Annotated in this window: 23 protein-coding genes; 14 read left to right on the forward strand and 9 right to left on the reverse strand. The window is 70.5% G+C overall.

Features of this window, described 5'->3' with window-relative positions; translation table 11 throughout:
* The first annotated feature begins 43 nt into the window (after positions 1–43).
* Positions 44–1,144, forward strand: coding sequence for a TRAP transporter substrate-binding protein (locus GON04_RS08890; RefSeq protein WP_157397548.1), 1,101 nt, complete (start codon positions 44–46; stop codon positions 1,142–1,144).
* A 16-nt stretch (positions 1,145–1,160) separates the two neighbouring features.
* Here GON04_RS08890 and GON04_RS08895 read toward each other — a convergent pair whose 3' ends face one another.
* The 4 genes from GON04_RS08895 to GON04_RS08910 form a co-directional block, all read right to left on the reverse strand.
* On the reverse strand, positions 1,161–2,141 hold the full coding sequence (locus GON04_RS08895) for an NAD(P)H-dependent glycerol-3-phosphate dehydrogenase (RefSeq protein WP_157397549.1): 981 nt from the start codon (positions 2,139–2,141) through the stop codon (positions 1,161–1,163).
* Positions 2,142–2,145: 4 nt separating this feature from the next.
* Positions 2,146–2,616, reverse strand: a complete 471-nt coding sequence (secB, locus tag GON04_RS08900) for a protein-export chaperone SecB (protein ID WP_157397550.1) — start codon at positions 2,614–2,616, stop codon at positions 2,146–2,148.
* Positions 2,617–2,690: 74 nt separating this feature from the next.
* Positions 2,691–2,951 carry a glutaredoxin 3 gene (grxC, locus tag GON04_RS08905; protein WP_157397551.1) on the reverse strand — a complete coding sequence of 87 codons (261 nt, stop codon included), beginning with the start codon at positions 2,949–2,951 and terminating at the stop codon, positions 2,691–2,693.
* Between the two features lie 9 nt (positions 2,952–2,960).
* Entirely contained in the window at positions 2,961–3,368 is a 408-nt protein-coding gene (locus GON04_RS08910) for a rhodanese-like domain-containing protein (RefSeq protein WP_157397552.1), read from the reverse strand.
* A gap of 72 nt (positions 3,369–3,440) precedes the next feature.
* Between GON04_RS08910 and gpmA the strand changes: the two genes are divergently transcribed.
* From gpmA to GON04_RS08925, 3 genes are all read left to right on the forward strand, one after another.
* Positions 3,441–4,184 carry a 2,3-diphosphoglycerate-dependent phosphoglycerate mutase gene (gpmA, locus tag GON04_RS08915; protein WP_157397553.1) on the forward strand — a complete coding sequence of 248 codons (744 nt, stop codon included), beginning with the start codon at positions 3,441–3,443 and terminating at the stop codon, positions 4,182–4,184.
* Between the two features lie 182 nt (positions 4,185–4,366).
* On the forward strand, positions 4,367–5,806 hold the full coding sequence (locus tag GON04_RS08920) for a S41 family peptidase (RefSeq protein WP_157397554.1): 1,440 nt from the start codon (positions 4,367–4,369) through the stop codon (positions 5,804–5,806).
* Positions 5,807–5,996: 190 nt separating this feature from the next.
* Positions 5,997–6,752 carry a HesA/MoeB/ThiF family protein gene (locus GON04_RS08925; RefSeq protein WP_157397555.1) on the forward strand — a complete coding sequence of 252 codons (756 nt, stop codon included), beginning with the start codon at positions 5,997–5,999 and terminating at the stop codon, positions 6,750–6,752.
* Position 6,753: 1 nt separating this feature from the next.
* Here GON04_RS08925 and GON04_RS08930 read toward each other — a convergent pair whose 3' ends face one another.
* Together GON04_RS08930 and GON04_RS27045 are read right to left on the reverse strand one after the other, a co-directional pair.
* Positions 6,754–8,919, reverse strand: coding sequence for an AsmA family protein (locus tag GON04_RS08930; protein WP_157397556.1), 2,166 nt, complete (start codon positions 8,917–8,919; stop codon positions 6,754–6,756).
* A 7-nt stretch (positions 8,920–8,926) separates the two neighbouring features.
* Positions 8,927–9,061 carry a hypothetical protein gene (locus GON04_RS27045; protein WP_255481821.1) on the reverse strand — a complete coding sequence of 45 codons (135 nt, stop codon included), beginning with the start codon at positions 9,059–9,061 and terminating at the stop codon, positions 8,927–8,929.
* A gap of 177 nt (positions 9,062–9,238) precedes the next feature.
* Here GON04_RS27045 and GON04_RS08935 point away from each other — a divergent pair, with 177 nt between their 5' ends.
* Positions 9,239–9,622: a response regulator gene (locus tag GON04_RS08935; RefSeq protein WP_181653957.1), complete on the forward strand. Its 384-nt coding sequence runs from the start codon at positions 9,239–9,241 to the stop codon at positions 9,620–9,622.
* Between the two features lie 42 nt (positions 9,623–9,664).
* Here GON04_RS08935 and GON04_RS08940 read toward each other — a convergent pair whose 3' ends face one another.
* Positions 9,665–10,297, reverse strand: a complete 633-nt coding sequence (locus tag GON04_RS08940; protein WP_013902425.1) for a response regulator — start codon at positions 10,295–10,297, stop codon at positions 9,665–9,667.
* 145 nt (positions 10,298–10,442) lie between these two features.
* Here GON04_RS08940 and GON04_RS08945 point away from each other — a divergent pair, with 145 nt between their 5' ends.
* The 6 genes from GON04_RS08945 (at position 10,443) to GON04_RS08970 (ending at position 14,761) form a co-directional block, all read left to right on the forward strand.
* Positions 10,443–11,768, forward strand: a complete 1,326-nt coding sequence (locus GON04_RS08945) for a CHASE3 domain-containing protein (RefSeq protein ID WP_232532962.1) — start codon at positions 10,443–10,445, stop codon at positions 11,766–11,768.
* Between the two features lie 188 nt (positions 11,769–11,956).
* Positions 11,957–12,259 carry a hypothetical protein gene (locus GON04_RS08950; RefSeq protein WP_157397558.1) on the forward strand — a complete coding sequence of 101 codons (303 nt, stop codon included), beginning with the start codon at positions 11,957–11,959 and terminating at the stop codon, positions 12,257–12,259.
* Between the two features lie 17 nt (positions 12,260–12,276).
* Positions 12,277–12,657 carry a hypothetical protein gene (locus tag GON04_RS08955; protein ID WP_157397559.1) on the forward strand — a complete coding sequence of 127 codons (381 nt, stop codon included), beginning with the start codon at positions 12,277–12,279 and terminating at the stop codon, positions 12,655–12,657.
* Positions 12,654–13,112 (forward strand): hypothetical protein, encoded by a 459-nt coding sequence (locus tag GON04_RS08960; protein ID WP_157397560.1) that lies wholly within the window; start codon positions 12,654–12,656, stop codon positions 13,110–13,112. The genes GON04_RS08955 and GON04_RS08960 overlap by 4 nt, the downstream gene beginning before the upstream one ends.
* Positions 13,113–13,201: 89 nt before the next feature.
* Positions 13,202–13,516 (forward strand): BON domain-containing protein, encoded by a 315-nt coding sequence (locus GON04_RS08965; protein ID WP_157397561.1) that lies wholly within the window; start codon positions 13,202–13,204, stop codon positions 13,514–13,516.
* A gap of 72 nt (positions 13,517–13,588) precedes the next feature.
* A complete protein-coding gene (locus tag GON04_RS08970) occupies positions 13,589–14,761 on the forward strand; it encodes a zinc-binding metallopeptidase family protein (protein ID WP_157397562.1) in 1,173 nt (390 codons plus the stop codon).
* A 6-nt stretch (positions 14,762–14,767) separates the two neighbouring features.
* On the opposite strand, the gene GON04_RS08975 is transcribed toward GON04_RS08970, so the two are convergent.
* Together GON04_RS08975 and GON04_RS08980 are read right to left on the reverse strand one after the other, a co-directional pair.
* Complete coding sequence (locus GON04_RS08975; RefSeq protein ID WP_157397563.1) at positions 14,768–15,331, reverse strand: BON domain-containing protein; 564 nt, start codon at positions 15,329–15,331, stop codon at positions 14,768–14,770.
* Between the two features lie 123 nt (positions 15,332–15,454).
* Positions 15,455–17,875 (reverse strand): ligase-associated DNA damage response DEXH box helicase, encoded by a 2,421-nt coding sequence (locus tag GON04_RS08980; protein ID WP_232532963.1) that lies wholly within the window; start codon positions 17,873–17,875, stop codon positions 15,455–15,457.
* A gap of 162 nt (positions 17,876–18,037) precedes the next feature.
* Between GON04_RS08980 and GON04_RS08985 the strand changes: the two genes are divergently transcribed.
* Genes GON04_RS08985 through GON04_RS08995 form a run of 3 tightly spaced genes read left to right on the forward strand, consistent with a single transcriptional unit; the run spans position 18,038 to position 21,281 of the window.
* Positions 18,038–18,994, forward strand: a complete 957-nt coding sequence (locus tag GON04_RS08985; RefSeq protein WP_157397565.1) for a Bug family tripartite tricarboxylate transporter substrate binding protein — start codon at positions 18,038–18,040, stop codon at positions 18,992–18,994.
* Positions 18,995–19,005: 11 nt separating this feature from the next.
* On the forward strand, positions 19,006–19,962 hold the full coding sequence (locus GON04_RS08990; protein ID WP_157397566.1) for a Bug family tripartite tricarboxylate transporter substrate binding protein: 957 nt from the start codon (positions 19,006–19,008) through the stop codon (positions 19,960–19,962).
* Between the two features lie 2 nt (positions 19,963–19,964).
* Positions 19,965–21,281 carry a sulfatase family protein gene (locus tag GON04_RS08995; RefSeq protein WP_157397567.1) on the forward strand — a complete coding sequence of 439 codons (1,317 nt, stop codon included), beginning with the start codon at positions 19,965–19,967 and terminating at the stop codon, positions 21,279–21,281.
* Positions 21,282–21,299 lie beyond the last annotated feature (18 nt).

Raw genomic sequence — 21,299 nt, forward strand, 5'->3', positions numbered from 1 at the left:
TTGCGTTGCGACGGGCCTCGACCACCACTGACGAGGCAGTCACATGCAAAAACGGCGCTTCCTGCAGGCCGGCGTCGGCGCCGGCGCCGCGGCCCTCTCGCTTCCCTCGCTCGCCCAGACGGGTTCGCCCAACGTGCGCTGGCGGCTGGCATCGAGCTTCCCGAAGAGCCTGGACACGATCTACGGCGGCGCCGAGGTGCTGTCCAAGCGGCTGGCCGCCATCACCGGCGGCAAGTTCCAGGTCTCGGTGCATGCGGCCGGCGAGCTCATGCCCGCTTTCGGTGTGGTCGATGCACTGCAATCGGGCAGCGTCGAATGCAGCCACACGGCCAGCTACTACTTCGTCGGCAAGAACAAGGCCTTCGGCTTCGAGACCACCCTGCCCTTCGGCCTCAACCAGCGGCAGCAGAACGCCTGGCTGTACTACGGCGGCGGCCAGCAGCTGGTGCGCGATTTCCTGAAGGATTTCAACATCATCAGCTTCCCCGGCGGCAACACCGGGGTGCAGATGGGCGGCTGGTTCAAGAAGGAAATTAGGAAGACGGCAGACCTCAAGGGCCTGAAGATGCGCATCCCGGGCATCGGCGGCGAGGTCATGGCGCGGCTGGGCGCCGTGCCGCAGAACATCCCCGGCGGCGACATCTACCCCGCACTGGAAAAAGGCACGATCGACGCCGCCGAATGGGTCGGGCCGTACGACGACGAGAAGCTGGGCTTCTACAAGATCGCGCCCCACTACTACTACCCCGGCTGGTGGGAGAGCAACTCGTCCTACTCGTTCTACGTCAACACCAAAGCCTGGGAGGCCCTGCCGGCCGACTACAAGGCGGCATTCGAGGCAGCCGCCGCCGAGGCCAACATCGACATGATGGCCGAATACGACTTCAAGAACCCGACGGCGCTGCGCAAGCTGGTGGCCAACGGCGTCAAGCTGCACGCCTACCCGCAGGACCTGCTGAAGGCGGCGCAGGACGCGGCGTTCGACCTCTACGCCGAGGAATCGGACAAGAACCCGGCCTTCCGGAAGCTGTACGAGTCGTGGGGCAAGTTCCGCGGCGAGGTGATGCTGTGGCACCGCTTCGCCGAGCACACCTACTCGACCTTCGTCTACAACAACCCGCCCAAGCGCAGCGGCAAGGCCTGACGGCCGGCCGGGCGAACTAGGCGCGCTCGGCCGCCGGATCCCGGCCCATCAAGGCCTGTACCGCAGCCTGCGGCCGCAGGGTGCCGTCGAGCAGCGCGACGACGGCGCTGGCGATGGGCATCTGCACGCCCAGCCGGCCCGCCCGCTCCACCACCGTGCGGGCGCACAGCACGCCCTCGGCCACGTGGCCCAGCGACTGCACCGCCTGTTCCAGGGTGCGGCCCTGCGCCAGCGCCAGCCCGACCTGGCGGTTGCGGCTGAGGTCGCCGGTGGCGGTGAGCACCAGGTCGCCCAGGCCGGACAGGCCCATGAAGGTCTCGGGGCGGCCGCCCAGCGCCACGCCCAGCCGCGTCATCTCGGCCAGCCCGCGCGTGACCAGGGCGGCGCGCGCGTTCAGCCCCAGCTGCAGGCCGTCGCACAGGCCGGTGGCGATGGCCAGCACGTTCTTCACCGCCCCGCCGACCTCGGCGCCGGGCAGGTCGTCGTTGGCATAGACGCGCACGCCGGGGCCGTGGAAGGCCGCCACCAGCGCCTCGCGCACGGCACGATGGGAACTGGCCGCGACCAGTGCCGTCGGCTGGCCGCGCGCCACTTCCTGGGCGAAGCTGGGGCCGGTGAGCGCCCCGGCGAGCAGGCGCGGAGCCACCGCCGCCTGCACTTCGTGGCCCAGCAGGCCGGTGGACTCGAAGCCCTTGCACAACCAGGCCAGCGGCGCCGTGCAGCCGGCCAGGGCCTGCAGCAGGCCGCGCAGCCCCGCCATCGGCGTGGCGACGATGACCAGTTCGTGCCGGGCCGCCAGCGCCACCGGGTCGCCGCCGGCCACCGCCAGCGCGTCGGGCAGGCCGATGCCGGGCAGGTAGCGGCGGTTCTCGCGCTGCTCGCGCAGCACCGCAGCCTGGGTATCGTCGCGGGCCCAGAGGGTGACTTCGTGGCGGGCGGCGGCGTTGGCCGCGAGGGCCGTGCCCCATGCTCCGGCGCCCAGCACCAGGAGCTTCATCGCGTCAGGCCGACGTGATGATGCGCGAGGGCTCTTCCTGCTGCCCCTGCGCCTGCTGCTGCTGCTGCTCGTACATCGACTGGAAGTTGATCTCGGCCAGGTGGACCGGCGGGAAGCCGGCGCGCGTCACCAGGTCGGACACGTTGCTGCGCAGGTAGGGGTAGACGATCTGCGGGCAGGCGATGCCCATGATCGGGCTCATCTGCTCGGGCGGCAGGTTGCGGATCTCGAAGATGCCGGCCTGCTTGGCCTCGACCAGGAACACGGTGCGCTCCTTGATCTTGGTCGTCACGGTGGCGGTGACGCAGACCTCGTACACGCCGTCGGCCGCCTGCTGGGCTTCCACGCCCAGCTGGATGTCGACCGAGGGCTGCTCCTGCTCGAGCAGGATGCCGGGCGAATTGGGCTGCTCCAGCGAGGCCTCCTTGAGGTAGACGCGCTGGATCTGGAAGACGGGGTCCTGTTGCTCGGCCATGGGGTACTTTCGGTCAGGGAAACGGCCCGCCGCGTGCGGACGGGGCGGGCCGGGATCGGTGGGCGCGGATTATCTCAGGCGCGCTGGAGCAGCGGCACCAGGCCGCCCTGGCTGTCCAGCGCCATCAGGTCGTCGCAGCCGCCCACGTGGGTGTCGCCGATGAAGATCTGCGGCACCGTGCGGCGGCCGGTGATCTCCATCATCTTCATGCGTTCCTGCGGCAGGGCATCGACGCGGATCTCGTTGATCTGGTCCACCCCGCGCGCCTTGAGGATCTGCTTGGCCCGGATGCAATAGGGGCAGACGGCGGTGGTGTACATGGTGACGGGTTGCATGGGTCGGATTCAGGCTTTCTCGACCGGCAGGTTAGCGTCTTTCCACGCCTTGAGTCCGCCGGCCAGGGCTTGGGCCTTGTCGTAGCCCAGTTTCTTGGCCGTCGCCTGCGCGCGGCCCGAGCGGCCGCCGGTGGCGTCCACGAGCACCAGCGGCAGGGCCTTGTTCCTGACCACGTCGGGCAGCCGCTGCTCGAACTCGCCCAGGGGCACGTTGCGGGCCCCCACCACGTGCCCGGCGGCGTACTCGTCGGCCTCGGAGACGTCGATCACGACCGCCTTCTCGCGGTTGATCAGCAGCACCGCGCTGGCAGGCGTGAGCCCGCCGGCCGCGCCGCCCTGCACCACCGGCCACAGCAGCATCGCGCCCGAGGCGGCCGCCACGGCGATGAGCATCCAGTTGTTGATGACGAAGTCCATCTTGTCCTTGTGTCGCGCCCTCGGCGCAAACCCGGGATTCTAGAATCCGCGGTTTCCCCGACTCCGACTCCCATGCACAAGCTCGTCCTGATCCGCCACGGCGAATCGACCTGGAACCTGGAAAACCGCTTCACCGGCTGGACCGACGTGGACCTCACGCCCACCGGCATCGAGCAGGCCAAGGCCGCCGGCCGCCTGCTGCGCGCCGAGGGCTGGGAATTCGACGTCTGCCAGACCAGCGTGCTCAAGCGCGCGATCCACACCCTGTGGCACTGTCTCGACGAGATGGACCGGTCCTGGCTGCCGGTGGTCAAGTCCTGGCGCCTGAACGAGCGCCACTACGGCGGTCTGCAGGGCCTGAACAAGGCCGAGACGGCCAAGACATATGGCGACGAGCAGGTGCTGGTCTGGCGCCGCAGCTACGACATCCCGCCGCCGCCGCTGGAGCCGTCCGACCCGCGCAGCGAGCGGGGCGACCTGCGCTACGCCCGGATGCCCGCCGGCGAGGTGCCGCTGACCGAATGCCTGAAGGACACGGTCGCCCGGGTGCTGCCGTTCTGGAACGAGTCCATGGCGCCGGCCATCCGATCGGGCAAGCGCCTGCTGGTGTCGGCGCACGGCAATTCGATCCGGGCGCTGGTGAAGTACCTGGACGGGATCTCCGACGCCGACATCGTGGGCCTGAACATCCCGAACGGCATCCCGCTCGTCTACGAGCTGGACGCCGACCTGAAGCCGATCCGGCACTACTACCTGGGCGACGCCGAGGCGGCGGCCAAGGCGGCGGCGGCGGTGGCCAACCAAGGCAAAGCCTGACCAGCGCCTGACCTGGCCGGTGCCGGCGCCCCGCGGCGGTGCGGGCTAGGCAAACGGCTTGTAAATCCCCGTGGTTTTCGCACGCCCGGCACCGCTCTTCTGGAACCCGGGGCCTGATGCAGCATCAGAACGTCTTCTCAGGTGTATAAATTGGCGCTTCGCGAGAGGACTTGACGTTTCCCATGAGCCACAAACTGAAGATCGCCGGCTGGATCACGGTGGGCGCGCTGGCCGGCGCCCTGACCACGGTCTCGCTGCAGACCGTCGCGCGTGGCACCCTGGCGCCGCTGCCGCTGGAAGAACTGCAGCAACTCGCCGCGGTCTTCGGCATGGTCAAGACCGACTACGTCGAGCCGGTCGACGAGAAGAAGCTCATCACCGACGCCATCTCCGGCATGGTGGCCAGCCTCGACCCGCACTCGCAGTACTTCGACAAGAAGTCGTTCAAGGAATTCCGCGAGGGCACCTCCGGCCGCTTCGTCGGCGTGGGCATCGAGATCTCGCAGGAAGACGGCCTGGTCAAGGTGGTCTCGCCGATCGAGGGCTCGCCCGCCTACCGCGCCGGCCTCAAGCCGAATGACCTGATCACCAAGATCGACGACACCGTGGTCAAGGGCCTGTCGCTGTCCGATGCGGTCAAGCGCATGCGCGGCGAGCCCAACACCAACGTCACGCTCACCATCTTCCGCAAGGACGAGAGCCGCTCCTTCCCGGTCACCATCCGGCGCGAGGAGATCCGCACGATCTCCGTCAAGGGCAAGGTGGTGGAGCCCGGCTACGCCTGGATCCGCCTGTCGCAGTTCCAGGAGCGCACCGTCGACGACTTCGTGCGCAAGGTCGAGGAGATCTACAAGGGCGATCCCAACCTGCGCGGGCTGGTGCTCGACCTGCGCAACGACCCGGGCGGCCTGCTCGATGCGGCCGTGGCCATCTCGGCTGCCTTCCTGCCCGAGAACGTCACCGTGGTGTCCACCAACGGCCAGCTGGCCGAGAGCAAGTTCATCTACAAGGCGGCGCCGGAGTTCTACCAGCGCCGCTCCGGTGCCGACCCGCTGCGCCGCCTGCCGGCCGGCCTGAAGACGGTGCCGCTGGTCGTGCTGGTGAACGAAGGCTCGGCCTCGGCCAGCGAGATCGTCGCCGGCGCCCTGCAGGACCACAAGCGCGCCACCATCCTGGGCAGCCAGACCTTCGGCAAGGGCTCGGTGCAGACGGTGCGCCCGCTCGGCCCCGACACTGGCCTGAAGCTCACCACGGCGCGCTACTTCACGCCCAGCGGCAAGTCCATCCAGGCGCGCGGCATCGTGCCCGACGTGCTGGTCGACGAGAGCGAGGAAGGCAACCTGTTCTCGCTGCTGCGCACCCGCGAGGCCGACCTCGAGAAGCACCTCGCCAGCGGCCAGGGCCCCGAGGTCAAGGACCCGGCGCGCGACAAGCTGCGCGAGGAAGCCCGCAAGAAGGCCGAGGAGGAAGCGCGCAAGGCCATCGCCGACCGCAAGATGCCCGAGCTGGGCAGCGACAAGGACTTCCAGCTGCTGCAGGCCATCAACCAGCTGAAGGGCCGTCCGGTCCTGATCAGCAAGACCCAGGTCATCGAGAACAAGAACGAGAAGAAGGAACAGTGATCCGGGCGGCGCAGGCCGCCGGGTTGACCATGAAAGCCGGCGCGAGCCGGCTTTTCCTTTTGTGGCCCGCGCAGGGCGCTGTCCCTTTTTGAGCCCGCGCAGGGCGGTGTCCCTTTTGTGGCCTGCGCAGTGCGCTGTCCCTTTTTGGGCCCGCGCAGTGCGCTGTCCCTTTTTCGGGACAATCCGGGCCATGACCGACGACGACCTGCTGCGCTACTCCCGCCACATCCTGCTGGAGGAAATCGGGATCGACGGCCAAGAGCGGCTGGCGGCCGGCCACGCCCTGGTCATCGGTGCCGGCGGGCTGGGCTCGCCGGTGGCCCTGTACCTGGGCACGGCCGGCGTCGGCCGCATCACGCTGGTGGACGCCGACACGGTGGACGTCACCAACCTCCAGCGGCAGATCGCCCATGCGATGGACCGCGTGGGCCAGCCCAAGGTCGCCTCGGCGCGCGCCGCGATCGCCGGCCTGAACCCCCATGTGCAGGTCGAGGCGGTGCAGGCGCGGGCCGATGCGGCCCTGCTCGACACCCTGGTGGCGCGGGCCGACGTGGTGGTCGACTGCTGCGACAACTTCGCCACCCGCCAGGCCGTCAACGCCGCCTGCGTGCGGCACGGCAAGCCGCTGGTCTCGGGCGCTGCCATCCGGTTCGACGGCCAGCTCGCGGTGTTCGACGTGCGCGACCCCGCCTCGCCCTGCTACGCCTGCGTGTTCCCGCCCGATGCGGCGCCGGAGGAGACCCGCTGCGCCACCATGGGCGTGTTCGCGCCCCTGGTGGGCATCATCGGGGCGATGCAGGCCGCGGAGGCGCTCAAGCTGCTGTGCGGCGCGGGCACGCCGGCCACCGGTGCGCTCCTGATGCTGGACGCGCGCACGATGGACTGGACCCGCCTGGGCACGCCACGCCACGCCGGCTGCCCGGTGTGCGCCACGCGCGCCGGCTGAGTCAGCGCTTCGCGGAAGCCGCGCCCATCTTCTTGCCCGGATCGTCGACGGTCTTGCCGCCCGACCCGGCGACCGGCGGCGCGGTCTGCTCCACGCGCGCCTCGGCCCGCGGCGCCGCCACGTTGCGCAGGGTGGCCACGCAGTCGATGTCCTCGCCGGGTCCGGTCTCGATGGTGGCCGCCAGCGCCAGCAGCGGGTTGATCGCGCCCAGCGCGAGGGCGGCCGCGGCGCGTCCGCCCAGGGCGGTCTTGTCCAGCCCGTACCGGGGTGCGCCGAACGTGCCGCCGATCTCCAGCGGCGAACGCACGCTCAGGATGCTGTGGTCCTTGGGCGCTGGCTTGACGTAGATGGCCAGTGCCTCGCGCGCGAAGTCGACGCGGGCGTGGCCGGTGAACACGGTGTCGTTGGTGTCCATCACCAGCGCGCGCGAGAGCATCACGCCCTTGTCGACGTCGAACGCCATGGCGGCGCAGCGCGTCTGCACCCGCTGGTCGCCCTCGACGAAGAACTTGATCAGCTCGCCGCCGTCCAGGCCGGCGATCTCCAGCAGGATGTTGCTGATCTCGCCCCGGCCCATCAGCATCGCGACATTGCCCGACGAGGTGCCGAGCAGCTGTGCGACCGAATTGCCGCGCGCCTTCAGGTCGATCTGCGCCTGCACCTTGCCGACGCTGTTGCGCAGCGACTGGGAGGCCGGCACCAGCCGGCTCAGGTCCAGCGACCGCCCATCGAGGCGGGCCTGCACGGCCGCCGGGGCAGCCGTCGCGTCCAGGCGCAGCTGTCCGGTCAGGCGGCCACCCGCGATGCCCAGGTCCAGCGGGTCGAGCACCAGCACGCCGTCCTTCAGCAGCACATGGGTGCTCATGCGGTCCAGCGGCAGGCCCTTGGCGTTGACCACCTTGGCGGCGTCGATCCGCACGTCGGCATTCATGGTCTTGAGCCGGCTGACGTCGACCGTCGCAGTCGGCAGCACCTTGCGCATCGGGTCCTTCGCCTCCTTCTTGCCCTTGGCCTTGCGCGAGGAGGCGGGCGCAGCCGCGATCTGGGTGCCCTTGGCGGTGAACGTGGCGGCCGGCTGGGGAGGCTCCTTCGCGCCGGGCTTGTCCTGCATGCCGATCACCGGCGCCAGGTCCGCGAAATCCAGCATGCGCGATTTCAGCTGGCCGGTCAGCGACGGCACCTTGCCCGCATGGTCGTACGCGAGCTCTCCGGCGATGTCGGAGTGCCCGAGCCGGCCGTCGATGCGGCGCACGCGCCAGGACTCACCCTGCTTGGACAGCTGCCCGGCCACGGTGTAGCGCGGCGTGTCGGGCAGCACGACGCCCACCAGCTTGTACAGCTCCGCGAGGTTGTTGCCCTGCAGCTGGAATTCGACGTTGGCGCCGTCCAGGGTGGCGAGGCTCGCGACCGCGCCGCGTGCGCGCAGGCTGGTGGCGCCGGCGGCCACCTGCACTTCGGCCGGGAACGGCTGCTGCAGCGGTGCGCTCAGGTACAGCACGTCCCCCGTGCGGCCCTGCGCCGTGAACGGCTGGTCCTGCCAGCGGCCCTGGGCCTTGAAGCGCAGTGGCATGGCTGGATCGTTGGCCGGCGTCCCTTCGGCCGGGGCGGCCGGGGCGGCGCCGGCACCCGGCCGCCGGTCCATCGCGAACTCGGCCCGCACGTCGGCGCCCTGCGCATGCGCCACGTAGTGCGCCGTTCCCTGGTCGACCACCAGCGCGCCGATCGACGGCACGTTGCGTTCGTCCTTGGTATCGCTGCCCAGCGCCCAGGTGCGGCGCCCATCCGCGTCCTGCTGCAGCCCGAGCTGGGGACGGGTGAGCCGGATCAGCGGCAGCTCGATCCGCCGCCGCATCAGCAGCGGCAGCAGGCGCACGTCGACTTCGGCCGCATCGGCCTTGATGAGGTAGCGGTCCTGGGCCCAGTCGGGGTTGGCGAACTCGATGCCGTCCATCAGCACCCGGGTCGTGCCGCCGACCTTCACGTCCAGGCGCTTGGTGATCTCGAAGTGGCGGCCGGTCTTCTGGCTGACGTAGCGGTTCACCGGCCCGCGCAGCATGTCCCAGGGGAAGAAGGTGACCAGCACCAGCAGCGCCAGGATGAGCACGCCGAACGCGGCCAGCACCTTCACCCAGGTGCGGGACCAGGGCGACCCGGCGGCGTGCCTCATCGCCGCCTCACCTCTGCGCCGTGGTGTCGGCCTGCGGCATGGCCGGTGCGGCCGACTGGTCGGCCGGCTCACCCAGCGCGACGAGGCCGGCAGCCAGCAGCGTGCCGAAGAAGATGATGAGGGTGTGAAGAACCAGCTTCATTGCAAGGCCTGCGCGGCGGCGCGCAAAGTGCGATGAGTCTGGTGCGGTCGACGCCAATGGCCGGTCAGTGGCCCGCGTAAGCTCCTGTCGGTACGTGCCTACAGGCGCGCGCCGGACGCTGCCCTACGATGGCGGATTGCCCCCGCCCCGCGGGGATGCCCATCCGCCTGCGAGCCCGTGGAACTGAGAACCTTCATCGTCGAGGACAACGCCACCATCCGCGAGAACCTCATCGGCACGCTCGAGGAGCTCGCCTGCATCCGGGCGCTGGCCTGGGCCGACACCGAGCGCGACGCCCGCGCCTGGCTGGCGCGGCCGCAGGTCGACTGGGACCTGGCCATCGTCGACCTCTTCCTCAAGCAGGGCAGCGGGCTGGGCGTGCTGGAGGCGTGCCGCGGGCGCCGCCCCGAACAGCGCGTGGTGGTGCTCTCCAACTACGCCACCACCGAGATGCGCAAGCGCTGCTCGCAGCTGGGCGCCGATGCGGTGTTCGACAAGTCCAACGAGATCGACGCGCTGATCGACTACTGCATGCAGCAGTCGGAAGCCTCGCGCGCCTGATGCCGCGCCGGGCCGGGTGGCCGGCGGCGCGGAGTGCCCTGCTCAGTCGATGAGCTTGTTCTTCAGGGCGTAGTAGGTCAGGTCGCTGTTGGAGGCCAGGCTCATCTTCTCCATCAGGCGCGTGCGGTACGTGCTGACGGTCTTGACCGACAGCGACAGCGCCTTGGCGATGTCGCCGGCCGTCTCGCCCTTGGCCAGTTTCAGGAACACCTGGAACTCGCGCTCGGACAGCTGCTCGTGCGGCGCGCCGCCTTCCTTGCGATTGAGCTGCTGCGCGAGCAGTTCCGCCACCGCGGGGGAGATGTAGCGGCGCCCGAGGGCGATGGTGCGGATCGCGTTGACGATCTCCATCGGCTCGCATTCCTTGTTGAGGTAACCGCTGGCACCCTGGCGAATGAGGTTCATCGCATAGTGCTCCTCGGGATAACCCGAGAGGATCAGGATGCCGACGTCCGGCGCCTTCGCGCGGATCATGCCGAGGGCATCGATGCCGCTCTGCCCGGGCATCGACAGGTCCATGACAAGCACGTCGAGCTCCGTGGTGCGAACCAGGTCGATCGCCTCGCGGCCGCTGGCGGCCTCGCCCACCACCCGCAGGTCCACCTGCTCGGAGAAGAACTGCTTGAGCCCCGACCGAACGATGGCATGGTCATCCACAATGCCGACTTTGATCATGTGTCTTCGCTTTCAGTGCTGCTTTGGCCATTGTGGCCCATCCCGAAACTGAAATGGCCTACCCTTCAGTCATGATTATTCAGCTTTTTGGTCGGCTCAGGGGGCCCAGGCATTGAAGTCCATGGTCCGTTCAGCATGGCCCAGAATGGCTATCGCCCTGGTGCTGGCCGTGCTGGCCGCCTGCGTCCTCATCGGCATCAACGAAGCCGGACACGGAAGATCGCTGAGCGCGCTCAACAACATGACGCGCGATTTCGAGACGCGCGGATCCCTCAACCGCTTGCTGCAGCACGTGCTGGATGCCGAAACCGGATCGCGCGGGTTCCTGCTCACCGGCGACCCACGATACCTCGAGCCATACGACCGGGCCGTCGCCGAGATCGGGCAGGACCTCGAGGCCCTGCGCAGGGCGTACGCCGACTCGGCCGAGCAGGCGCCGGTGCTGGGCCAGCTGGGCCGCAACGTGCAGCGCAAGCTGGCCGAGATGGACTTGTCGGTCCGCATGCGCAAACAGGGCAACGAGGATGCCTGGAAATTCGTGCTGCTCACCGACGTCGGCAAGGAACAGATGGACGCCATCCGCGAGCAGGCCGGCAAACTGATCGGCAGCACCGCCGCCCGCATCGACGACAGCCAGTCCGAGGTGCGCCGCGCCCTGACGCTCTCGCGCGCCGGCATTGCGGTCGCCACCCTGGTGGCCCTGCTGGCCTTCTGGCTGTCGCTGCGCCAGAGCACCGCGCTCAAGCTCGCCGGTGAGCAGCAGCAGCTCGCGCTTCAGCAGGAAAGGGACCTGCTGGAGCGGCAGGTGCGCGATCGCACCGCCTCGCTGGCCGAGCTGGCCACCCACCTGCAGCAGGTGCGCGAGGAGGAGCGCGGCCACCTGGCGCGCGAACTGCACGACGAGCTGGGCGCGCTGCTCACGGCGGCCAAGCTCGATGTGGCGCGCCTGAAGTCGCGCCTGGGCGAGCCGCCGGCGGAGGTGGGGCAGCGCCTGCAGCACCTCACCGAGACCCTCAACAGCGGTATCGCCCTCAAGCGCCGCATCATCGAGGACCTGCGGCCGTCCTCCCTCTCCAACCTGGGCCTCACCGCGTCGCTGGAGATCCTGGCGCGCGAGTTCTCCGAGCGGTCGGGCGTGGAAGTGGCTTCCTCGCTGGAGCCGGTCGACCTCGACGAGGCCAGCCAGCTCACCGTCTACCGGCTGGTGCAGGAGTCGCTCACCAACATCGGCAAGTACGCGGAAGCACGCCACGCCGAGATTGCGGTGCATGCGTACACCGGCCATGTGGAGGTCATGGTGCGCGACGACGGCAAGGGCTTCGATACCGTCAAGGCCCGGCGCTCCACGCACGGGCTGGCCGGCATGCGCCACCGGGTCGAGGCGGCCGGCGGGCGGCTCACCGTCAGCTCGGCACCGGGGTCCGGCACGCGCGTGGTGGCCGTGTTGCCGGCGCAGGCGCAGACCGCCTGATCTGTAGGACGGCGCGCACAAACCCCCTCCCCGGATGCCGACAAGGTCTCACGCCTGTCGCTGATCAGGCACGGCCTACCCCCCCGCATACGCTTGTCGGCGTAGCGCGATCGAGACACGACCGGCGCTGTCCGCGGCGCCGCGCTCGTGCCGCGGCGCGCACCCAGCCATCCAGAGGAAGGACAGCCATGCCCTATAGCAGCAGAACGTCCCGCGCCACCGCGGCCACCCAGAACCTTGCCGACGACGCCCTGGAGCGCGTGCGCGACCTGCGCTCCGGCGTGCAGGACCTCGCCAGCCGCGGCCTGGGCGCCGTGGGCGAAACGGCCAGCGCCGCGCAGGAGCGCCTGGGCCGCTATGCCGGCGTGACCGGCCGCTACGTGACCGAGCAACCCGTGAAGTCGGCGCTGATCGCTGCCGCCGTGGGCGCCGCCGTCGCCGCCATCGTGCTGGTGGCGCGCAACCGCCGCAACACCCGCTACTACTACTGAGCGCCGCCCGGCTCGCCATGGCCCTCGTCCACCCCATCTTCTCGGTCCTCGTCAGCCGGCCAGAGCTGGTCATGGACCATGTCGCCGGCTACGCCGCTCTCATGCAGGAGGAAGCCTCCAGCGTCGGCACGGAAGTCACCAAGCGGGGGATCGCGTGGGTCGTGTGCGGGGTCGGGATGCTCTTGTTCCTGATCCTCGCCGGCGTGGCGCTGATGCTCGGCACGTTGCACGAGACGTTCCACTGGTCCCTGGTGCTGGTGCCGGCGGTGCCGCTGGTGTTGGCGGCGGTGGCCTTCGGCATCGCGCGCAAGCCGATGCCGAACCGGGCGTTCGCCGAACTGAGGGCACAGCTCGGTGCTGATGCCCAGGCCCTGCGCACGCTCGGGGGCCGTCCGTGAGCACGGGCGGCGAACAGCTCGAACGCACGCGGCTGGCGATCCTCGACTATGTGCACCGGAAGGAACTGCGCAAGAAGGGACTGCAGGCCGAGGACCTCGGCGCGCAGTTCGAGCCCGGCGAGCCCCCTCCGCGCACGCGCCGCCGCCGATCCGGACCGGACTGGCTGGAGCACGCCCGCGACATCGTCGAGGACTGGTGGCGCTATCACCCGGCCCACATGGCCGTCGACCTGGCCCGCCCCGCGCTCGCGTCCTATGCACGGCGCAAGCCGATGCAGTTCCTGGGCATCGCGGCGGCCACCGGCGCCGTGCTGGTGCTGCTGCGCCCGTGGAAGCTGATTTCCGCCACCGGCGTGCTGGTGGCGCTGGCGAAGTCGCCCCAGGTGGCATCGCTGGTGATGTCCGCGATGGCGTCATCGCACAACCCGCGCGGCGACGAGGCCGACGAAGAATGACGACGAGCACCGGCCGGTGACAGTGCGACTTGCCGGTGCGCAAACCGAGACCGAGACGCACTTCAACTGACAGACAAGGGAGAACACACATGATCCAAACCCGCATCCTCGCCGCCGCCGTCCTGGCAGTGGCCACCCTCGCCGGCACCGGCTGCGCGGTCACGCGCGGCCAGGAAAGCGCCGGCTCGTACATCGACGACACCACGACCACCACGGCGGTGAAGACCAAGTTCGTCGAGGACAAGACCGTTGACGCGTCGTCCATCAAGGTCGAGACCCTGAACGGCACGGTGCAGCTGTCCGGCTTCGCCAAGTCCAGCGCCGAGAAGACCCAGGCCGAATACCTGGCCCGTAACACCAAGGGCGTGCGCACGGTCAAGAACGACATCGTCGTGCGTCCCTGACCTGACCCTTCCCGCGCCGCCGCAGCGGCGGCGCGCAATCACCGGGCCGGCGCTCGCCGGCGCAAGCCCCCCATGAGAACCTTCCGCTGCGACCACTGCGGCCATCCGCTGTTCTTCGAGAACGTCCAGTGCCTGCAGTGCGGCAGCGCGCTCGCGTTCCTGCCGCACCGGCTGGCGCTGTGCGCCATCGAGCCGGTCGCCGGGCAGGACGGCAGCTGGCAGCGCCGCACGACCGCCGGCCGGCAGGCGCAGCACCGCTACCGCCTGTGCCAGAACCACGTCGACCACCAGGCCTGCAACTTCGCGGTCCCGGCGGAAGACCCCAATCCCTATTGCGTCTCGTGCCGCCAGACGCGCGTCCTGCCGGACCTGTCGGTGCCGGACAACGTCGAGCGCTGGTACCGCATCGAGGTGGCCAAGCGCCGCCTGTTCTACACGCTGGCGCGCCTGGGGCTGGTCGAGGTCATGCCGCAAAGCGGCGGGCGCGACGGGCCCGTCTTCGAATTCATGGCCGACATGCCCGGCCAGATGGTCATGACCGGCCATGCCAACGGCGTGATCACGCTCAACGTCGCCGAGGCCGACGACGCCGAGCGCGTCAAGCGGCGGGTCGAGATGCGCGAGCCGTACCGCACGCTGCTGGGCCACCTGCGCCACGAGTCGGGCCACTTCTACTGGGACCGGCTGATCGAGGAAGGCGGCCGCGTCGAGGCATTCCGGCAAGTGTTCGGCGACGAGAGGGCGGACTACTCGGAAGCCCTGCAACGCCACTACGCCGCCGGCGGCCAGCCGGCCAACTGGCAGCAGGGCTTCGTCAGTGCCTACGCGACCTCCCACCCGTGGGAGGATTGGGCCGAGACCTGGGCCCACTACCTGCACATGGTCGACCTGCTGGAGACGGCGGCCTCCTACAACACCCGCGTCGAGGTGCCCGGCGCCGGCGGCGACGAAGAAGTGGGCGATCCGTTCGAAGGCCGTGAGCGCGACTTCGACCGGCTGGTCGAGCAATGGGTGCCCGTCACGCTGCTGCTCAACAGCCTCAGCCGCAGCTTGGGCCAGGGCGACGCCTACCCCTTCGCGCTGAGCCCGACGTCGCTCGACAAGCTGCGCTTCATCCATGAGGTGATCTACGCGCCGCGCGCCGAGCCCGGCGCCGGCGCCGACGAGGCCGACCCGACCCGGGCGAGGAAGGGCGGCGAGCCGGGCACCGGCGGCGCCCCGCAACCGGCCCCAGCCGCCCGCTGAGGCGGCCTAGCCCGAGACCAGCGTGAGCTGGTCGTTGACCGAGCGGACGTCCTTGACGCCGCGGGCGATCTCGCTGGCGCGCGCCTTGGCCGCCGCGCTCGGCACCGAGCCGCTGAGCGTGACCACGCCTTCGCGCGAATCGACGTCGATGCGCAGCGGATTGAGCTCCTTGTCGGCCTTCAGGCCCTTGAGGACCATGGACGTGATCTTGCTGTCGTCCGGCTTGCGCTCCGCACCGGCGGCCCCGGTGCCATAGGCCTGCTCGCGCGTGTCGCGCGACGCCCCCATGACGCTGGTGCCGGTGTCGGCCGCCGCGCTGCGGGTGCTGTCGGCCGCTTCGCCCGTCCTGTCCCTGGCCGTGGTGGCGGTGTCGCCGGCCTTCGGGCGCGCCGTCGCGGCGCTCTCGCGCGCATCCTGGCGGGCACTGCGGGTAGCCTGGCCGCTGCGTTCCACGGCCGAGTCGTGTTTCTGGCCGACCGTCGGGTCGTCGATGCGTTCGCCGCAACCGGCCACGGACAGCAGCGCCGCCAGCGAGGCGGCGACGAGGGCGGTATGCCGTGCATGCTGCATGAGGTGTCCTTTCCTGCTGAGTTCCAGGGCTGCGCCCCGGTCACGCCACTCTATGAAGGGCTGGTCGACGCAGGAGCGGCGATGGCCGCAAGAGCCTGTAGGAACTGACGGTCGTGTTGCGGCTCAGCCGGCATCGCGCTCCATGTCGCGCAGGATGCGATCCAGTCGGCTGGAGAGCTGTTCGGTGGTCAGCTTCTCGCGGAACCGCTCGACCATCAGCGGCAGGCTCATCGGGCTGGGATGGCGCAGCTCGACCAGCTGGAGGGCGCGCCCACCCATGCGCTCCAGCGTCGCCCGCAGGCGCGAGACCTCCAGCTCCTGGCTCAACACTTCCTGCTCGGCCTGGGTGAGCAGCAGGTTGCCGCGGTCGTACTTGCGGAACACTTCGTAGAACAGGCCGCTGGACGCCTGCAGCTGGCGCATGCTCTTGGGCTGGCCGGGGTAGCCGGTGAAGATGAGCCCCGCAACACGGGCGATCTCGCGGAAGCGCCGCTGGGCCAGCTCGGACGAGTTGAGCGAGGCCAGCACGTCGTGCAGCAGGTCGCCCGGCTCGAAGGCGGAGCCGTCGCGCACCGGCGCCAGGTCGAACGGCTCCGCGCTCACGAGTTCGAAGCCGTAGTCGTTGATCGAGATGCTGAAGGTGTTGGGCCGCTCGCGCGCCAGCCGCCAGGCCAGCAGGCTGGCCAGCCCCAGGTGCACGTGGCGGCCGGCGAACGGGTGCACGTACAGGTGCTGGCCTTCGCGCGAGCGGAAGCTCTCGACCAGCAGCATGCCGGGCGTGGGGATGCGCGAGAGCCGGGCCTGGGTCTCGAGCATGGGGCGCGCTGCCCGCAGTTCCGGGTGCGGGTAGCGGCCCTGGGCCGCGGTCTGCAGCATCTCGAGCACGGCATCGCCCATCTCGGTCGACAGGGCCATCTTGCTGCCCTGCCAGGTCGGCACCGTGCCCTTGCTGCGCGTCGCCTTGCGCACGTAGGCAGCCATGTCCTGCACCCGGACGAACTCGAGCAGCTTGCCGGCGAAGTAGAAGCAGTCGCCCTTGCGCAGCCGGGCGATGAAGCCTTCCTCGATGGTGCCGATGGTGCCGCCCGACAGGTACTTCACCTGCATCGAGGCGTCGCTCACGATGGTGCCCACCGACAGCCGGTGGCGGCGCGCCACGCCGCGATCGGGCACGTGCCACAGGCCGTCGTCGCCGCGCCGGATGCGGTGATAGTCGGGATAGGCGGTCAGGCTCTCGCCACCGCGCTCGCAGAACACCAGCGCCCAGTCGAACTCGGCGCGCGTCAGCGTCCGATACGACCACGCGGTCCGCACCTCCTCGAACAGGGCGTCGGCGTCGAAACCGCCGCCCAGCGCCACCGTGACCAGGTGCTGCACCAGCACGTCGAGCGGCTTGGCCGGCGCCTCGCGCCGCTCGATGCGGCCGTGCGCCGCCGCCTCGCGCGCCGCCGCCGCCTCGACGATCTCCATCGTGTGGGTCGGCACCAGGGTCAGCCGGCTGGCGCGCCCCGGCGCGTGGCCGCTGCGGCCGGCACGCTGCAACATGCGCGCCACGCCCTTGGCCGAGCCGATCTGCAGTACCCGCTCGACCGGCAGGAAATCCACTCCCAGGTCGAGCGAGGAGGTCGCGACCACGGCCCGCAGCCGCCCGTCCTTCAGGCCGGCCTCCACCCACTCGCGCGTGGCGCGGTCGAGCGAGCCGTGGTGCAGCGCGATGTCGCCCGCCCATTCGGGCCGCGCCTGCAGCAGCAGCTGGTACCAGATCTCGGCCTGGGACCGGACGTTGGTGAACACCAGCGTCGTGCCCTTCGCCTGCTCGATCTCCTCGACCACCGGCAGCTGCATGCGGGCGCCGAGGTGGCCGGCCCAGGAGTACTTGCCCGGATCGGGCGGGACCAGCGTGTCGATCGCCAGCCGCTTGTCGATCTTGCCGCGCACCAGCGCCGGCGCCGGTTGCGCGGCCTCGCCGCACAGCACCGCCATCGCCTCCTCCAGGTTGCCCAGGGTGGCGCTCAGGCCCCAGGTGACCAGGGCCGGATTCCAGCGCCGCAGGCGTGCCAGCGCGAGCTGGGTCTGCACGCCGCGCTTGCTGCCGATCAGCTCGTGCCACTCGTCGACCACGACGAACCCGACCGTCTGCAGTTCCTCGCGCGCCTGCTCGCGGGTCAGCATGAGGCTGAGCGACTCCGGGGTGGTGACCAGCACGGTGGGAAAGCGCCGGTCCTGGCGTGCCCGTTCGGCACTGGCGGTGTCGCCGGTGCGCTGGCCCAGGGTCCAGCTGGGCGCCAGGTCCTGCAGGGGCTGGGCCAGGGCCCGGGTGGTGTCGGCGGCCAGGGCCCGCATCGGCGTGATCCACAGCACCCGCAACGGCTCGGCCGAGCGCCCCGGCACCTGCCCCTGCAGCAGGACGTCGAGCATGCCCAGCCACACGGCGTAGGTCTTGCCGGCGCCGGTGGTGGCGTGCAGCAGGCCGCTGCGGCCCTGCGCGATCGCCTTCCAGACGTCGCGCTGGAACGCGAACGGCTTCCAGCCGCGCCCGGCCATCCAGTGCCGTCCTGTCGAGCCTGCGGCAGCCCGCGCCGACCGCTTTCTCGGCACCGCGCCGGGCGCAGGGCGCGACGCGGGCCATGGTTCAATCGGGTCCGGCGATTGTTCTTCCATCGACCGATTCATTGTCGCCCGACGAGCGACCGCCAGGAGACACACATGCACCGCCGCACCCTCGCCCTGGGCCTCGCCGCCTTGCCCCTGGCCCGTCCCGTGATGGCGCAGCCGCTGGACGGGCCGCTGCGCCTCGTCGTGCCCTATGCCCCCGGCGGTTCGACCGACCGGGTCGCGCGCATCGTCGGCGACAAGCTGCAGGCCAGCCTGGGCGTGCCGGTGGTGGTGGAGAACCGCACCGGTGCCGGTGGCCGCCTCGCCGCCCAGCAGCTCAAGGGTGCGCCGGCCAGCCAGAACGCGCTGCTGGTCGCCAACCCGGCCGTGATGGTGGTGGCGCCGCTGGTGTTCCAGGACAACGGCTACGACCCCGACCGCGACTTCACCCCGGTGTCGCACGTCAACGACTACGAGTTCGGGCTGGCCGTCGCCAGCGCGGTGCCGGTGCGCGAACTCAGCCACCTGCTGGCCTGGCTGCGGGCCAATCCGGAGAAGGCCAACTTCGGCGTCCCGGCCACCGGCAGCCTGCCGCACTTCTTCGCCCTGATGATGGGCGAGAAGGCCGGCGTGAAGGCGCAGGTGATCGGCTACCGCGGCTCCGGTCCGCTGCTCGCCGACCTGATGGGTGGGCAGGTGCCGGTGGCATTCGATACGCTGGAGACGCAGCTGCCGCAGCACGACGCCGGCAAGCTGCGCGTGCTGGCCAGCTCGGGGGCCAAGCGCTCGCCCTTCTCGCCCTCCATCCCCACCTTCCGCGAGGCCGGCCTGGACCTGGTAGCCACCGGCTGGAACGCGTTCTTCGCGCCGTCCACCATGCCGGCCGACAAGGTGGAGCGGCTGGCGGCTGCCATCACCGCCGCCATGCGGGACCCCGACACGCAGCGGCGCTTCGCCGACGCCAAGATGACGCCGGTGGCCAGCACCCGCGCCCAGACCCGGTCCATGCTCGCGGCCTACCGCGCGCAGTGGGCGCCGGTGGTGCGCAAGTCCGGCTACCAGCCCTGACGGAGAAGCACATGCGCCCCCTCCTCGCCGCCGCCGCGCTGGCCCTGGCCGCGCTCGGGCCTGCGCAGGCCCAGACCAGCTGGCCGGCCAAGCCCGTGCGGTTCATCAACTCGTTCCCGCCCGGCGGGCCGTCCGACCTGCTGGCACGGGCCGTGGCCGACGTGCTGCAGGCGCGCTTCAAGCAGCCCTTCGTGGTCGAGAACAAGGCCGGCGCCAGCGGCAACATCGGCGCCGATGCCGTGGCCAAGGCGGCGCCCGACGGCGGCACCGTCCTGTTCGGCATCGATTCCACCGTCACCGTCAACCCGCACATCTACAAGGCGATGCCGTTCAAGCCGGCCGACCTGCGCCCGTTGCTGGTGATGGCCTCGTCGGGCCTGCTGGTCGGCGCCCATCCGGGCACGGGCTTTCGCTCGCTCGCCGACCTGGTGGCGGCCGGCAAAGCCAAGGGCGTGACCTTCAGCAGCGCCGGCAGCGGTAGTCCCGGCCACCTGGCCGCGGAGATGTTCACCGAGGCCACCGGCATGAAGATCACGCACGTCCCCTACAAGGGCAACACCCCGGCCGTCACCGCCGTCCTGGCGGGCGAGGTCGACGGCGGCGTGCTCGCCACGCCCGGCATGCTGCCGCACGTGAAGGCCGGCAAGATCACGCCGCTGGCCGTCACCAGCCGCACGCGCTCGCCGCTGGCGCCCGAGGTGCCGACGGTGGCGCAGGCCGGGCTGCCGCAGCTCGAACAGGAAGTGCTGTACGTCGTGATGGTGCCGGCGGCCACGCCCGAGCCGGTGGCGCAGGCGGTGCAGGCGGCCATTGCCGAGGCGATCGCGCGGCCCGACCTGCGCGGCAAGCTCGAGGCCCTGGACATGCGCCACGAGGGACTGGCCGGCGCCGCGGCGGCCCAGCGGCTGGCGGAGCTGTCCGGGCGTTACGGCAAGGTGATCCGCGCGACCGGCATGAAAGTGGAATGAACATGGCGCGTCCCAACATCGTCTTCATCGTCGCCGACGACCTCGGCTTCGCCGACCTGGGCTGCTACGGCGGCCGCGACGCCGCCTTCGGTCCGGTCTCGCCGGTCCTCGACGGGCTGGCCGCGGCCGGCCTGCGCTTCACGCAGGGCTATGCCAACTCGCCGGTGTGCTCGCCGACGCGCTTCGCGCTCATGACGGCGCGCTACCAGTACCGCCTGCGCGGCGCCGCCGAGGAGCCGATCAACAGCCGCAGCAAGGGCAGCCCCACGCTGGGCCTGCCGCCCGAGCACCCCACCCTGCCCTCGCTGCTGAAGGAGTCGGGCTACCGCACGGCGCTGGTCGGCAAGTGGCACCTGGGCTACCCGCCGGCGTTCAGCCCGCTGCTGTCCGGGTACGACGAGTTCTTCGGCCCCATGTCGGGCGGGGTCGACTACTTCAGCCACTGCAGCAACAACGGCACCCACGACCTGTACCTGGGCGACGAGGAGAAGCAGGAGGAGGGCTACCTCACCGACCTGCTGTCGCGGCGTGCGGTGGACTTCATCGACCGCATGGCCGGCCAGGACGCCCCCTTCTTCCTGAGCCTGCACTACACGGCGCCGCACTGGCCGTGGGAGACGCGCGACGACGCCGGGCTGGCGCGGGAGGTGCGCGACAACCTGTTCCACCTGCACGGCGGCAACATCCACACCTACCGCCGCATGATCCACCACATGGACGAGGGCATCGGCTGGGTGATGGACGCCCTGCGTTGCCACGGCATGGCGCAGGACACGCTGGTGGTCTTCACCAGCGACAACGGCGGCGAACGCTTCTCCGACAACTGGCCGCTGGTGGGCGGCAAGATGGACCTCACCGAGGGCGGCATCCGCGTACCCTGGATCGCCCACTGGCCGGCGGTCATCGCCGCCGGCGCCGTCACCGCGCAGCAGTGCATGACCATGGACTGGTCGGCCACCCTGCTCGATGCGGCCGGCGTGGCGGCGCATCCCGCCTATCCGCTCGACGGCATCTCGCTGCTGCCGGTGCTGAAGGCGCCCGCCAGGCCGTTCGCCCGCACGCTGCACTGGCGCATGAACCACCGCGGCCAGCGCGCGCTGCGCGACGGTCGCTGGAAGTACCTGCGCGTGGACGGCCACGACTACCTGTTCGACCTCGAGGCCGACGAGCGCGAGCGCGCCAACCACGCCGGCCGCGACCCGCAGCGGCTCGCCCGCATGCGCGACGACTGGGAGGCCTGGAGCACCACCATGCCCCCCATTCCCGAGGACGCGACGGTGAGCCTGGGCTACGGCGCCAGCGACATGCCGCAGCGATGACGCCGACGGCGTCGCGTA

Source organism: Ramlibacter pinisoli, assembly GCF_009758015.1.
GTDB classification, from domain to species: Bacteria; Pseudomonadota; Gammaproteobacteria; order Burkholderiales; family Burkholderiaceae_C; genus Ramlibacter; species Ramlibacter pinisoli.